Origin of the sequence: Azospirillum griseum, assembly GCF_003966125.1 — a bacterium.
In the GTDB taxonomy this organism is placed as follows: domain Bacteria; phylum Pseudomonadota; class Alphaproteobacteria; order Azospirillales; family Azospirillaceae; genus Azospirillum; species Azospirillum griseum.
In genome coordinates this window covers 45,124-58,637 of record NZ_RXMA01000027.1, presented here as the reverse complement: position 1 = coordinate 58,637, position 13,514 = coordinate 45,124, and the positions used below count along the sequence as shown (strand labels likewise).

Below are 13,514 nucleotides of genomic sequence, written 5' to 3'. Positions count from 1 at the left end.
GTTTCCACGAGGCATTTGAATGTCCGAAGAGAAAATCGCCTCCCTGACCGTCGACGGGTCGGGCGCGCTCTCGACGCTCGACCAGATCGGTGCCCGCATGGAAGCGGTGGGGGACAGGGTCGAGAGCAACTCCCGCCGATTGGCCAGCTATGGTCGGGAGTTCGCCACGATCGCCCGATCCCTTGGCGTGTACACCGATTCCTGGGAGAAGGTGAAGCGGGTCCAGGAGGCGGCGGCCCGTGCGGTCGATTCCGGTCGCATCAGCCAGGAACAGGCCAACCGCATCATCGCAGAAGCCGAGCTGCGGTATGACGAAACGGCGCGGGCCGCCAAAGCGGCGGCTGAAGCGCAGGTCCAGGCGGCGGCCGAGATGGCCCGTGCCACCGCCGCCACTGCGCAGGGCCTGGAACAGGTTCGGCGTCAATACGATCCGGCCTACGCCGCTGCGGCCAAATACCGGGATGAAGTGGCCCGCGTATCCAAGGTGCTGGAAGCCGCTGGCGTCACCGGCCATGAGTACACCGCCACGCTGCAAGCGGTTGCGGCCGCCCTGGATCCCGTCACGCGGGCCGAACGGCAGCGGGCGGAGGAAACCGCTCGGGCGGCTGAAGCGCAAATCCAGGCCCAGGCGGCGCTCGCCGACGAGCTGGACCGCGTTCGCACGCGGTACGACGCCAGCTATGCGGAGGTGAAGCGGTACGTCGAGGAGATGAACCGCGTCACCCGTGTCCTTGAGCTGGCCAACGTCGCCGAGGAGGAGCGCGCTCGCATCCTGGGCGAGGTGGCGGCGGCCTACGACCCGATGATCCGGGCCGAGCAGGAGCGGGCCGACGCCGAACAGCGCGCGCAGGCGCAGGCGGAGCGTGCCACCCAGGAGATGATCGAGCGGGAGCGCGCCACCCAGAGGGCCGCCGCTGCCCAGGAGCGCTTCAACACGCTGTTGGGGGTCTCCACCGGCGGACAGAAATCGTCGGCGGCCCGCTCGGCTTCTGTGTTTGAGGACGCGGACCGGGAGGCCCAGGCCCTTCAGCGCCTGATCGACACGCTGGACCCGGCCGCCGCCGCGCAGCGCCGCTTTGTCGACCAGCAAAAGCAGCTGGACGAGGCCCTGGCTGGCAACAAGATCGATTCCTCCCAACACGCGCGCCTGACCAAGGCGCTGCAAGATCAACAGGCCGCCTTTTCCGGCGCGGCCCGCAGCGCCACCGCCCACACGCGCGCCCTGCAGATCCTGTCGCCGCAGCTCTCCGACATCGCCGTCCAGGCCTACAGCGGCACCAGCGCGCTGACCATCCTGGTGCAGCAGGGGCCGCAGATTTTTGACGGTCTCATGATGGCTGGCAAAGAGGCGGTGGTTGCCGCTGGCCGCTTCGCCGCCATGGCCGCGCCGGTCCTGGCGATCGGGGCTGCGCTGGGGACAGTGGCTTACGGCGCGGCGCGTTTCAATTCTGACATACGGGAATTTGACCGCACCGCCCGTCTGACGAGCAGCGCTGCTGGCGTCATGTCCGGGCAGTTCGCCGATTTTGGCGACCAGGTGGCCGTCACCGCCGGGGTGTCGCAGGCCTCGGCGCGCGAGATCGTCACCGCTTACGCCGCGACCGGTCGGATCGGTGCCGGTGTTCTGTCCGACCTGACCAAAGCGACCAAGGATTGGGCGCTGCTCACCGGCCGGGACACCGACGAGGCGAGCGCCGACCTGGCCAAGCTGTTCAGCGACCCGGCCAAGGCGGTGGACGAGCTGACCAGCCGCTATGGTCTGTTTGACGCCGCCCAAGCCCGTGTCATCAAGAACTATCAGGCGCAAGGCAACCTGGAGCGCGCCCAGCAACTCCTCCTGCAGGGGCTGGAAGGTCGGGCGGCGGGGGCGTCGGAAAAGCTGACCGCTCTCGAAAAGGGGTGGCGCAACCTCAAGACGGTCGTCTCGGACGCGGTCGATGATTTCGCGCGGGCCCAACAGGGGCCGTCGCGGCAACAGCAAATCCAGCGGGTGCGTTGGTCTCTCGAAGGGTCCGGCGGATACCTGACCACCGCAGGGCGACGGGCCGATGAAGAGGAGCTTGCGCGCCTGGAGCGCCTCGAGTCCGATGATGGTGTCCAGGCCTGGGCGGCCGCACTGCGGGCCGAATTTGTCCGGGCCTCGCAGTCGGTGGAGGAGTTTGCCCGGTCGGTCGACCCGGCGATCGCCGCGCAGCAGGCCTACGACAACAGTTCCAAGGATCTTGCCAAAGCGGTGGAGCTGGGCGTGCTGCCCCAGCAGGAGGCCACCCGCCTGCTCGGTCTCTACCGCCGTCAGCTGCTCGACACGATCGATCCCGCGCAGGCCTTCGCGACGGAGATGGAGCGGCAGGCCCGGCTGATGGAGAAGGCGGCGGGTCGCGCGCGGGACTTTGAGCAGGAGCGGCTTGCGACCCTGCAGAAGCGCGGCGCACAGCCGACCGACAACCTGGCCGACGCCGAAACGACCAAGATCAACTCCGGCCTGGACCGCAAATATGCGGCCGAGGCGGCCGATCGGCACCGCGTGGCGCAGGAAGCGATCATCGACGCCCGGGCGCTTGCCGCCGCCACCGCGTCGCTGTCGCAGCCCGCCATCATCGCCGCGCAGGCCCAGGCCACCTTCTTCGACGTTTTGCGGAAGACAAGCGACTACCGCAAGGCCAAGCAGGCCGAAGACGACGTTTACGCCAAGGGCATGATCGAGTGGTCGGCCCAGGTCGACGCCTCCGTCAAATCGTCCGAGCTGGCCGTGGCGGCCGCGCGCCGACTGTCAGCGGCCCAGGCCCAGGGCGGCGACATCGCCATGGCGGTGGCCCAGGCCCAGAACCTCTACGCCGACCAGGTGGCGCGCGGCGTCGACCCGGTTCGCGCGCTCGCCCTCGCCAATGCCGATCTGCAGAAGTCGCTGGCGGCCCTGTCCGGCCAGCAGGCGGCCTGGAACCGTGACCTCCTCGAGCAGATCACTGCGGCCCGTCATTTGGCTGACGCGGAAGGGGTGTCGGCGGCGGCGGTGGCCGAGGCGACCATTCAGAACCGGGTGCGCGCCCAGGTTTTGAAAGAAGGGGTGCCGATCGAAAGCGAGCGCGCACGGGCCATCGAGGCGGGAATCCGGGCGCTCGAGGCGCAGAACGCTGCCGGGCGGGTGAACTCCACCATCCGACAGGGCAACCGCGACCTTGCTCTGGCCCGCGCCGAGTATGAGCTGCTGGGGGCCAGCAACGCGGAACGGGAGCGCGCCGTCGCCATTCTGAAGGCGACGCAAGAGGTGCAGGACTCCGCCGATTGGCAGGCGGTGCCACAGGCCGCCCGCGACGCCTGGGTGGCCCAGGCCGGGGCGGTGGCGGAGTATCAGGCGCGGGTTGCCGACGCGACCGAGACCAGCCGCAGCTTTGCTTCGACCATCGCCACCGGCTTCGAAGACGCGCTGCTGTCCGGGGCCAAGCTGTCCGACACGATGAAGTCGCTGGCCAAGGACATCGAGAAGGTGTTCCTGCGCGGCTTCGTCACCAAGCCGCTCGAGACCTGGCTGACCGGCACCATGACGAAGCTGCTGTCGCCGTCGCCGGTCGGCGACAGCGCGGTGATGCCGGTCAAGGCCGCCGATCCGGGCGGCAACCTGGTGCGCTTCCAGGAGTTGGCCAGCCGCGCCGGTGCGAGCCCGGTGCCGGTTCTGGTGACGAATGCCTCCGGCTTCACCGACCTGTCAGCGACCAACGCCACCCCCCTGCCGGTGGCGGTCAAAAGCGCTGCAGGGCTGGAGGCCCTGGCGGATCAGGCGGCTGGGAAATACGGTCTCGACGCAAGCCTGCTCAAGGCGGTGGTCACGCGCGAATCCTCCTGGAACCCGAACGCGGTGAACAGCCGCAGCGGTGCGACCGGGCTTGGGCAGGTGATGCCTGCCAACTGGAAGCCCTATGGCGTCACCGATCCCACCGACCCGGCGCAGAACCTGGACGCCGCCGCGCGGATCCTGAAGGAGCATCTGGACCGCGCCGGCGGCGATGTGTCGAAGGCGCTCTCGACCTACAGCGGGCACATCAAGACGTCAGGCGACGCCTACGTGTCGGCGGTGATGGCGACCAAGGGCGCCTACGACCGCAGCACCGCCAGCATGGAGACCGCCGGCCGGGCCACCACCGGGGTCAGCGACGCGCAGGAGCGCGCCCTTCAGGCCCAGCTTGACGCCATCGAGGCCCAGCGCAGCGCCACCGACAGCACCCAGACCCTGACCACCACCCAGCAGTCGTGGGTGGACAGCGCGCTGGGGATGACCAGCGCCACCAAGGACGCCTCCTCCGTCATCGAGGTGCAGAGCCGGGCGGTCAGCCACATCGGCGAAAACGCCATCAGCGCGGCCGACCGACTGTCGCAGGCCGGGGACAGCGCGGCCAGGTTCGGCGCGGCGGCGGCGGACGGGGCCGACAGCTTCCTGGGTGGCATCCAGAAGCTGCTGGGCGGGGCCAGCGATTGGATCAGCGGGCTGTTTGGCAGCAGCAGCGGCAGCGGCCAGCAGCAGCGGGTGATCCGCAACGCCGACGGCAGCACGTCCTTTGCGCCTGCATCCCAGGGGGCCGGCGGCAGCTGGCTCGAGGCCAAGGTGTTCGGCTCCGGCGAGGCCGCGCGGCCCGACGCATCCTTCGTCGGTCCGATGCCGCAGCAGTCCGGGATCGCCGGCTGGAATCCCAGTTGGGGCCAGTTGCTTCAAGGGGTCGGGGGAATCGCCAGCGGTGCCATGATGGCCACCCAGAAGGGCGCGACGGTCGGTCAGAAGATCGGCGGCGGCCTGACGGCGGCGGGCGGCATCGCCGCCATGATCCCCAGTGGGCAGATCGTCGGCGGCGTCATGATGGCGGCGGGCGCGCTGTTGAGCGCGGTGACGGGGGCGAAGGATCGGGGGACGGCCTACAGCCGTTCGAACATCACGCTGGGGGCCAACGGCAAATACGCGCTGGGCAGCTACGCCGCTGACAACAACGGCGATCCGACCAAATTCAACGCCGACGCGTCCAAGGTCGCCAAGGGCCTCAACGACATCATCGCCCGCTTGAATCTGACGGCAACGGCCAGCAACTCCTTCATCGACAGCAAGGAAAAGAGCGCGGAACAGGCCGCGTTGGAGCTGTTGAAGGGCATGCGGTCGGGGGTGCCAGCGATCTCTTACGCGATCGCGCACGAAACGGCGACCAGCCTGGACGACATGCTGGCGCATCTGGAATTCGCGAACGGCTTCCAGACCCAGATCAAGGCGCTGCGCTCCAGCCTGTCCGACCTGGTGGCGCAGTTTCAAACGGGCGTCGATGCGGGGAACAGCCTGGGCAAGACGTTGTTGGACTTTGTCGACAACGCCCAGACGGTCTTTGCGGTGTCGTCTGGTTCCAAGCTGCCGGGCTTTGCCACCGGCACCCTCTCGGCCCCGTCGGGCTGGGCGGTGGTTGGCGAAGAGGGGCCGGAGCTGGTCAACCTGCGCGGCGGCGAGCGCATTTGGAACGCGCGTGAATCGGCCCGGATTTTGGCCGCGCAGGGCGAAGGCCGTGACGACACCATCATCCACCTGCGCGGCAGCGACGAGCTGGCGGCGGTGCGCCGGGCGCTGGGGACGTCCGGTCGGGTCAACCCCGTCACCGGCCTGCTGGGCTTTGACGGTGGCACCGCGTCGGGCAGCGGCGGCGAAAACGCAGCGCATGGCGAAACGTCCAGCAGCACGGCGGGGCGGGACTCCGCCTATGGCGGTGGCTGGGGCGGGTCTGGTGGGCTGGGTGGCCGCGGGATCGGTGCGGTGCTCAGCGATGTGGCCAGCAGTCTGGACAGCGGCCTGGCCGCCATCGCCGGTACGCTGGCCAACTTTGCGGGCTGGCAGGCCGCCACACCCGCCGACACGCAGGCGCAGACGTCGGCCCTTGCCGGGGTTGCCGGGCTTGGGATGACGGCGGTGGCGGCCGGTCTGTCGGCCATCGCGTCGGAGTTGGGGCCGGGGATCACCGGCATGATCGAAGGTCTGACCGGCCTGAAAAGCACCGCTCCAGCGGTGGACACCAGCCTGCCCGGCCTGTCGGGCCGCTCGGGCGGGGCGCTGTCGCCGGACGTGCAGGCGACCGTCTCCCTGCTGTCCGACGCCATCAAGGCCGATCCAAGCCTCAGCGCGGCCCTGGTCGGCGGCATGCGCGTCGGCGGCACCGACACCAATCCGATGATTGGTGCAACCGTGCAGGACATCGTCGATACGAATGGGTCCGCCTTTGGGGTTTACAACGGCGACCATCAGCAGGTGTTGCAGCAGCTGGACGACGCGGCGCAGCAGCTCCTCACCGCCACCGGGTCCATCCCGGCGGTGCTGCAACGCGCGCTCGACATCGCCAACACGGTGGGCGCGCAAATGGGGCTGACGCCCGCCATCTCGACCCGTCAGGCGCAAGTGCAGGCGGCGCAGGAACAGGCGGCGCGGCTCCAATCCAAATTGGACGGGGTCGGGCTGGCGCGGGCGCGGGTGTCGGAACTCAACGACATCGTGGTCTCGCTGGCCAACAACACGTTCAGCCCCATCGGCAAGGATTTCGACACGCTCGCCGCCGACATGCAGCGCGCGTCGGACGCCTACGTCGCCGCTGGTCAGGCGGTGCCGGATGGGCTGTACGGGGCCATGCAGCAAATGCTGGCCCTGGGTGCTGTGAAAAAGCGCCTGCTGGACGAGGTGGCCGGAACCACCGTCGAAACGTCGCCGGAAGAAAAGGCGGTCGAGCAGCTGCGCGGCAAATGGTCCACCGCGTCCACCGATCTGGTGAAGGCGTTTGCGTCGGTTGGCATCGCCGGTGACGAGCTGGCGGCCAAGCTGGCTGAAGGCTATGGCAACGCCCTGCGCAAGGAACAGGCGGGGTACAGCCAATCCCTGGACGTCAACCTGCGCAAGGCCACTGGCCAAGAGGGCTATGACAGCGCCGTCGGCCTGATCGACGCCTACAAGGCGGCGGTGAAGGACGTCAACGCGCTGTGGCCGGAAGGGGCCGACCGCGCGGCGCAACTGGCCAAGGTGTCCGGCACCCTGTCCGCGTCTCTGTCCGGGCTGGTCAAGAGCGGCTCGATCACCGACACCAGCCTGCAAAGCCTCATCGCCGACTTCGCCGCCACGCCCGACGCGGTGGCGGCGGCCACGGCGGCGCTGTCGGACCTGCGGGCCGCCACCGCCCAGGCGACCGCCACCTTCAATTCCGGCGTCCTGGCCCGCGCCCTGACCGCCGTCGGCAACAGCCGGGGGGCGGGGTTGGTGACGCTGAACGAACAGCAGCGGGCGGAGCTGGCGGCGGCCAAGGACGCCGGCCGCGACACCACCCAGCTGCAACAGGTCCAGGCGGCCGAGCGGGCCTCCCAGGCCTTTCAGCTGGCCCAGCAGGATATCTTGGGTGCCTATGATCAGCAGATCAGCGCGCAGCAGGACGTCATCACCTCCCTTCAGGAGGGGGCGGTCGCCGCAGCCACGGTGGCCCGGCAGTTCCGGCAGGCCTTCGACAGCCTGGCGCTGACCGACAGCAGCCCCCTGAGTGATCTTGACCGGCTGAAGGAGGCGCGGCGGCAATTTGAGGCTGCGGTCAGCTCCGCCACTTCGACCACAGCCACCGATGCCGAGCGAGCGGCTGCGCAAACCCAGTTGCAGCAGCTTGGCCCCCAACTGGTACAGCTTGCCCGCGCCTATTACGCCACGACCAACAGCCAGGACTATGAGCGTGTCAGAGCGGTGTTCGATCAACTCGGAACGCTGACCGGTACCACGGACGGCGGCACGCCCGAGAAGCAGCTCGAAGCCGCACAGAGCGCTTTGAAGGAACTGCAGCGCCAGCGGGCCGACGCAGCTGCAATCGGGCAGCGACAGTTCGGTGCTCTGAGTGATCTGAAGAATGTCCTCGACCAGTCCTACGCCTACTGGCAGGCCACCCTCGGACCGCTGCTCAGTCGGACGAATACGACGGACACCCGCCCGCACTATTCCGCTCCGGCAGCCGTTCAGAGTGCATGGGACGGCCTATCCGACACCCAGCACACCGGAATTGCTCGGGCAATGGGCTGGTCAGGCAATCTGGATGAGGCCTTCAATATCTGGCTGGCGACTGACAGTGGCAGGGCGCGGACCTTTGAGGCCTACACCCAACAGGTCGCGGGCGGGCTGCGCTTCAGCGCGTCCGACCGAGTCATGGCCGCCTGGGACGCGCTCTCCGCCGCGCAGCAGGCCGATGCTGCCCGCGAAGCCGGTTATCAGGGCGGCGTCGATGCTGGTCTGAACGCCTGGGCGGCGCTGGGGCACGGGTCGGCGTTGGAAGCCGCCATCCTGGCCAAGGCCAAGGCCGCCGGTATCCCCGGTTTTGCCCGGGGCACGCTCGACACTCCGCCTGGTGCGGTGTGGGTGGGCGAGCAGGGGCCTGAGCTGCTGTGGCAGGGTGGCGGGGCGGCGGTGGCCAGCTCGGCCGACAGTCTACGGATCGCCTCGTCCTTCACCGCCGTCAACGACCGGCTGCCGCTGGGCATCGCAGATCTGCGCCCGTCCAACAGGCTGGACGAAGCCGCTTTGCGCAACCTTGCGGGCGAAATCAGTCGGTCGCGGGCCGAGGCCCAGCAGGACGCCCGCACCATCACGTCCACCATCATCGTGATGATGGAAAAGCAGATCGTCGCGCTGCGTGAAGAGAACGCGGAGTTGCGTCGGCGCGTCGACAAGCAAGGCGCTGAACTCAGGATCGCCTTGTCCACTCCTCAATACGCAACGAAAGGACGCTAACACATGCCCATGTCCAACTATCTCCGGAACAAGTTGCTCGATCACGCCAACGGCAAGACGGCCTACGCCATGCCGACGACCGTCTATCTGGCGGCGCTGACGTCGGCATCCACGGTCTCGGCATCCGGAACCGAGGTCAGCACCACCAGCACCGGCTACGCTCGTCAAGCGATCACGGCGACCATGTCTGTCAGCTCGAACGGTGCCTCCTCGAACGCCACCGCTGTCGTCTTTGGACCGGCCAGCTCCGCCTGGGGAACCATCACCGATTACGCAATCTTCGACGCGGCAACCGGAGGCAACATGCTCTGGTTTGGGACTCTATCGGCGGCCAAGACAATCGCCTCCGCCGATGAGCTGAAGTTTGCCGCTGGTCAGCTCTCGCAGAGCCTGAGCTAACCCATGTTGGGGGCCACCTCGCTTGGTGCCGCCCCACTCGCAGCGCTTGGGGGTGGGGCATCCTATCAGGTCAGCGGAAGTCTGAAGTCGACAGCGGCGGTTGCCGCCGCAGCCGGCGTCGTTTCGTATCGCGGTGCCCCGGTCATCGCGTCGAGTGCCTTTTCGGCTGACGGTATTCGCTCGGCTGGCGCAATGGGCGTCTTGATCGGGACCGGCGTCGTTTGGGCAATGGCGGCTCGGGCGCTCGGCGTCAGCGGTGCTGCCACGACCATGGCGGCCAGCACCGCTGACGCCTCGGTGCGCGCGGGTGCCGCCGTCAGCATCGGCGGGACCTCGACCGTTGTGGCCTCCGCAACGCTCACGGCGGCTGTGGTGGGTGTGACTGTCGGGGCCTCTGGGGCGAACGCCATGAGCATTCGCGTTCAAGCCGGTGTTGGCAATCCCGTCGGCGCGACCGTGACCACCGCCACCGCTGGGAGAACGACCGCGACGAGCGCTGTCCTGACCACTTCCCTGACCGTCATCGGGAATGCGATCCTGAGCGGTGGCGTCAATGGACCGTTGATCGCCGTCAACGCGTTGCAGGGTGTGGCGTCGCGCTCTGCTGCTGGCGGCGGCGCTCTGTCCGGATCACTGATTTCAGCGGTTGCGGTTGGCGCGATGCGGGGCGTCACCGCCGCCAGCAGCGCGGTTGGCTCGGCAGCGGCCATTGCCGGACGAGTGACGGCTGCCAACGGGTCTGCGTCGAGCCTCTCAGCGGTCTACGGCTTCGGGGAGCTGCCGATCGAGCTGCTGACCAACGGACGGCATCGACTCGTCTACACCCTGACCGCGACCATGCGGCAAATCCCGAGGTGGAAAGCATGATTGGTCAAACCGTCGGTGATGCACCTTTGGCGGCATGGGCGGAACGAATGGCAAGTCATGACGCTGTTCTGACCATGCATTCCGCTACTGAGGATTTCGAGACCGGGTTCGGCGAGAGTCCGGAAAACACTGTGTTTCCAGGCACACTGCTCTCGCCGTTGCGGATCGAGCGCTCCCTGATTTCCGGTCTGCTGGGGGGCGCTGTCGCGGTGTCCTATGGTGAAGCGGAACTGGTGGGAGTTGACCAGACCTATGATGACATCGTTCAGGACTTTGACGTCGCCGGTCGACCGATCGAGATCAAGGTGGGCGCTCCGGATTGGGGCTACGCCGACTTCATCACCCTGTTCGACGGCACGGCCTCGGGATGGCGGGCCGATGAAGACAAGCTGATCGTTCAGCTGCGCGGCTGGGAGTTTCTCCTTGAGGTGGCGTTCGAAGGCCGGACCTTCGCTGGTACCGGCGGTCTGGCCGGTACCTCCGACCTGGAAGGCAAGCGGATCCCCGTGGCGATCGGTTGGCTGAAGAACGTCTCCCCCGCCTTCGTGATACCGACCGAGTTGCTGTTCCAAGTTCATGGCGGCGAAGTGTCCGACATCCTCGCCGTCTATGTGCGCGGTGCTGCGCTGAACAAGGGGGCGGATTACCCCACTCCTGAGGCGCTGCGCGCGGCCACTGCTCCGGCGAACAGTTTCATCACCTGCTTGGCCGCAGGCCTGTTTCGCGTTGAATACCTCAACGACCAGGAGAAAGGGGCCGTCACCTGTGACGTGAAGGGCGCTGTGATCGGAGGGGCTTTCCTGGAGACGACGGCGCAGATCATCGGACACATCCTGCGGGACCGTGGTGCTGTGCCGTCGGCCCGCGTCGCCAGTTTCTTCGGCGCGCCGTGGCAGTTCCATTGCCCCATCGGCTTCTATGCCGGACCAGAGGATTCCTCGACCTGCGCCGACGTAATGACCAAGCTGTTGCGCGGCTGTTGCGGTTGGGGTGGTTTCTCCCGCAAGGGTCTGTTCGCGCTTGGTTCGACCCGTCTGGCGACTGGCCCTGCCATCGGCGTTTACGAGGACCCGGACATCAAGGCGGCGGTGCCGGTTGATCTTCCGGAGGAACTGGCCACGCCCGCTTGGCGGTGGCAGGTGGGCTATGATCGCAACTGGACGCCTCAGTCCGCCGATCTCGCTGGTCTAGTGACCGAGGACCGCAAGAAGTGGCTGAAAGAAGAGCGGCGGCTGGCGGAGATCACAAACGCCACCACGAAGAGCTTTTACCAGAAGCCAAGCGATCCGGACCCAATCGAAGGATACTTCCGTGATCGGGACGATGCGCAGCGACTTGCTGTGGAATTGGAGGCCATGTGGCGTTCTCCGCGTGGTCTGTACCGCGTGACGTTGGGCAATCAGTGCTTTGCTCGTGATCTCGGCGACGTGGTTCAAATCACCTATCCCCGCTGGCGGCTGAAGCTCGCCCCCCTGGCCACCGTCGTGGCGATCTCTGAGGACGCGGAAGACGACCAATCCGAAATGACCATTTTGGTGGCCTGATGAACACCGCTTTCAAGATCGGCTATCGCAATTTTGCCGATACCGCCGTTCTGGCCGCGTCCAGCCAGATCGGCACCAAGCCCGTAACCCTGTTGGTCGATCCGCATCCGGCCCGGCGCTGGTCAGCTGGCCTCACCAGCTCGGCCTGGGTAAACCTCACCTGGCCGACACCGGTGACGATTGACTGCGTCGCCCTGATGCGGAGCAGCCTTGGCGACACCGGTCGCTGTCAGGTGACGGCTTCGCACAGCGCTGGAGGGGTGGACCTGTATGACAGCGGCGACGTGCCGGCGCTGGTTGATCCCCGCTTTGGCTACCTGATCCACATCCTGCAGACGCCGGTTACAACCACCACGCTGCGCCTGTACCTGTCGGACCCGGCGGTGCCCGAAGTGCGCGGCGGTCGCCTGTTTGTCGGCCCGCTGTGGACGCCACAGCACGGACCAGCACTCGGGCGAGATTTTGGACGCGCGCCCCTTGCCACGCAGGCGGTCGGCCGTGGTGGGCAGACCTTCATCGGCCGTCGGGCCAATCCCCGGGCAACCTCCTTCACTTTGCCGGCGCTGACGCCGACGGAGGAGCGCACGCATCTGCGCGAGTTGCAGCGTCTTTGCTCCATCGAAGACGACATCCTGGTGATCTCCGACGCCACCGACCCGAACCCGGGGGACGTGAGCCTGTGGGGCATCGCGAAGGATTTGCAGCGCCCGCGCCAGGACAACCACCAACAGTTTTCCGCCACTTTCACGATTACGGAGAGGCTGTAATGCCCATCATCAAGGACAGGGTCAAACAGACCACCACCAGCACCGGGACGGGTACGGTCGCCCTGACCGGGATGGTGCAAGGTTTCCAGACCTTCGCCCAGGCATTTCCCAGCGGCACCCAGGTCTATTACTGCATCGCCGACGGCACCGATTGGGAAGTGGGCATCGGCACCTTCACCGTCGGCTCGCCGGGCTCCTTGTCCAGGGACACGGTTCTGGACAGCAGCAACGCAAAATCCGTTGTGAATTGGGCGGTCGGCACGAAGGATGTTTTCGTCACGCTGCCTGCCGCAGCGGTGGTGGGCGGGCTCTTTGCGAGCGTCGCGGCCAAGGCTGCCGATTACACCGTGTCCGCGAGCGACGCCCGCACCCTGATCGAGTGCACCACGTCTCTGACGTTGTCGCTGACCGCCGCCACATCGCTTGGGGGTGGCTTCACCTTTGGCGTCCGAAACGGTGGCGTCGGCAGCGTCACCATCGACCCCAGCGGCAGCGAGACTGTCAACGGCGCTCTCACCATCACGCTGGCTCCTGGTGACTGGGCGATCCTCACCTGCAGTGGCACCGCTTGGTCAGCGCTCAAACAATACGCGCTTTCAGCCTCGTCGGAGATGTGGTCGTCGTCGGACAAAGAGACCAATCTCACGCTGGCGAATGGCAACCTGACGGCGTCCGTCTCCGGCTCGACCATGCAATCCGGTCGGGCTGGCGTTGCGTTGTCCGGCAAGCGGTATTTCGAAGTGCGACTTGACGCCGCCGCTCCCTCAGGTCTGTCGGCGATCATTGGAATCGCTACGGCGACTGTCGTGTTCAGCAACAACTGGGGACTGGCCGCAGCGTCGGGCAGCGCTGGGTTTGCCAGCGATACAGGGCAGAAACTGACAAACAGCACAGGGGTCGCGTTCGGCTCCACTTGGACCATGGGTGATGTGATTGGTGTTGCCACTGATGACTCCAGTGGTGCCGACGTCAAAATCTGGTTCAGCAAGAACGGCATTTGGCAGGGGGGCGGAAATCCCGCTGCGGGGGCGAATCCAGCGTTCAGTCTGTCGGTTGGCACCTATTACCCCGCTGTGACGTGCAAAAGCGGCGGGCAAGTGTCTGCCCGCTTCACCGGCACGTTATGGTCCTACAGCGCCCCAAGCGGCTTCTCGGCAATCCCGTAAAGAGGTTGGA

Annotated in this window: 7 protein-coding genes; 6 read left to right on the top strand and 1 reads right to left on the bottom strand. The window is 67.0% G+C overall.

The features are described 5' to 3' along the window. Positions 1-19 precede the first annotated feature (19 nt). Together EJ903_RS21455 and EJ903_RS21450 are read left to right on the top strand one after the other, a co-directional pair. Positions 20-8,761, top strand: coding sequence for a phage tail length tape measure family protein (locus EJ903_RS21455; protein ID WP_126619301.1), 8,742 nt, complete (start codon positions 20-22; stop codon positions 8,759-8,761). 3 nt (positions 8,762-8,764) lie between these two features. Next, positions 8,765-9,160 carry a phage tail fiber protein gene (locus EJ903_RS21450; RefSeq protein ID WP_126619299.1) on the top strand — a complete coding sequence of 132 codons (396 nt, stop codon included), beginning with the start codon at positions 8,765-8,767 and terminating at the stop codon, positions 9,158-9,160. Positions 9,161-9,225: 65 nt separating this feature from the next. On the opposite strand, the gene EJ903_RS21445 is transcribed toward EJ903_RS21450, so the two are convergent. Beyond that, on the bottom strand, positions 9,226-9,483 hold the full coding sequence (locus tag EJ903_RS21445) for a hypothetical protein (protein WP_126619297.1): 258 nt from the start codon (positions 9,481-9,483) through the stop codon (positions 9,226-9,228). Positions 9,484-9,568: 85 nt separating this feature from the next. Here EJ903_RS21445 and EJ903_RS21440 point away from each other — a divergent pair, with 85 nt between their 5' ends. The 4 genes from EJ903_RS21440 to EJ903_RS21425 are packed head-to-tail and all read left to right on the top strand — an operon-like array spanning position 9,569 to position 13,504. Next, positions 9,569-10,027 carry a hypothetical protein gene (locus EJ903_RS21440; RefSeq protein ID WP_126619296.1) on the top strand — a complete coding sequence of 153 codons (459 nt, stop codon included), beginning with the start codon at positions 9,569-9,571 and terminating at the stop codon, positions 10,025-10,027. Next, positions 10,024-11,571, top strand: a complete 1,548-nt coding sequence (locus tag EJ903_RS21435; RefSeq protein ID WP_126619293.1) for a hypothetical protein — start codon at positions 10,024-10,026, stop codon at positions 11,569-11,571. Before EJ903_RS21440 ends, EJ903_RS21435 begins: the two co-directional genes overlap by 4 nt. Then, the gene (locus tag EJ903_RS21430) at positions 11,571-12,338 is read left to right on the top strand and encodes a hypothetical protein (RefSeq protein ID WP_126619291.1); all 768 of its coding nucleotides are present in this window, start codon (positions 11,571-11,573) and stop codon (positions 12,336-12,338) included. Before EJ903_RS21435 ends, EJ903_RS21430 begins: the two co-directional genes overlap by 1 nt. Continuing rightward, positions 12,338-13,504: an SPRY domain-containing protein gene (locus tag EJ903_RS21425; RefSeq protein ID WP_126619289.1), complete on the top strand. Its 1,167-nt coding sequence runs from the start codon at positions 12,338-12,340 to the stop codon at positions 13,502-13,504. Before EJ903_RS21430 ends, EJ903_RS21425 begins: the two co-directional genes overlap by 1 nt. The last annotated feature ends 10 nt before the right edge of the window (positions 13,505-13,514 follow it).

Excerpts from the sequence above, each read along its gene's own strand:
- EJ903_RS21455 (WP_126619301.1), top strand. The coding sequence starts at position 20 with ATGTCCGAAGAGAAAATCGCCTCCCTGACCGTCGACGGGTCGGGCGCG.
- EJ903_RS21450 (WP_126619299.1), top strand. The coding sequence starts at position 8,765 with ATGCCCATGTCCAACTATCTCCGGAACAAGTTGCTCGATCACGCCAAC.
- EJ903_RS21445 (WP_126619297.1), bottom strand. The coding sequence starts at position 9,483 with ATGCTGACGGCGGCACCCGCGCGCACCGAGGCGTCAGCGGTGCTGGCC.
- EJ903_RS21440 (WP_126619296.1), top strand. The coding sequence starts at position 9,569 with ATGAGCATTCGCGTTCAAGCCGGTGTTGGCAATCCCGTCGGCGCGACC.
- EJ903_RS21435 (WP_126619293.1), top strand. The coding sequence starts at position 10,024 with ATGATTGGTCAAACCGTCGGTGATGCACCTTTGGCGGCATGGGCGGAA.
- EJ903_RS21430 (WP_126619291.1), top strand. The coding sequence starts at position 11,571 with ATGAACACCGCTTTCAAGATCGGCTATCGCAATTTTGCCGATACCGCC.
- EJ903_RS21425 (WP_126619289.1), top strand. The coding sequence starts at position 12,338 with ATGCCCATCATCAAGGACAGGGTCAAACAGACCACCACCAGCACCGGG.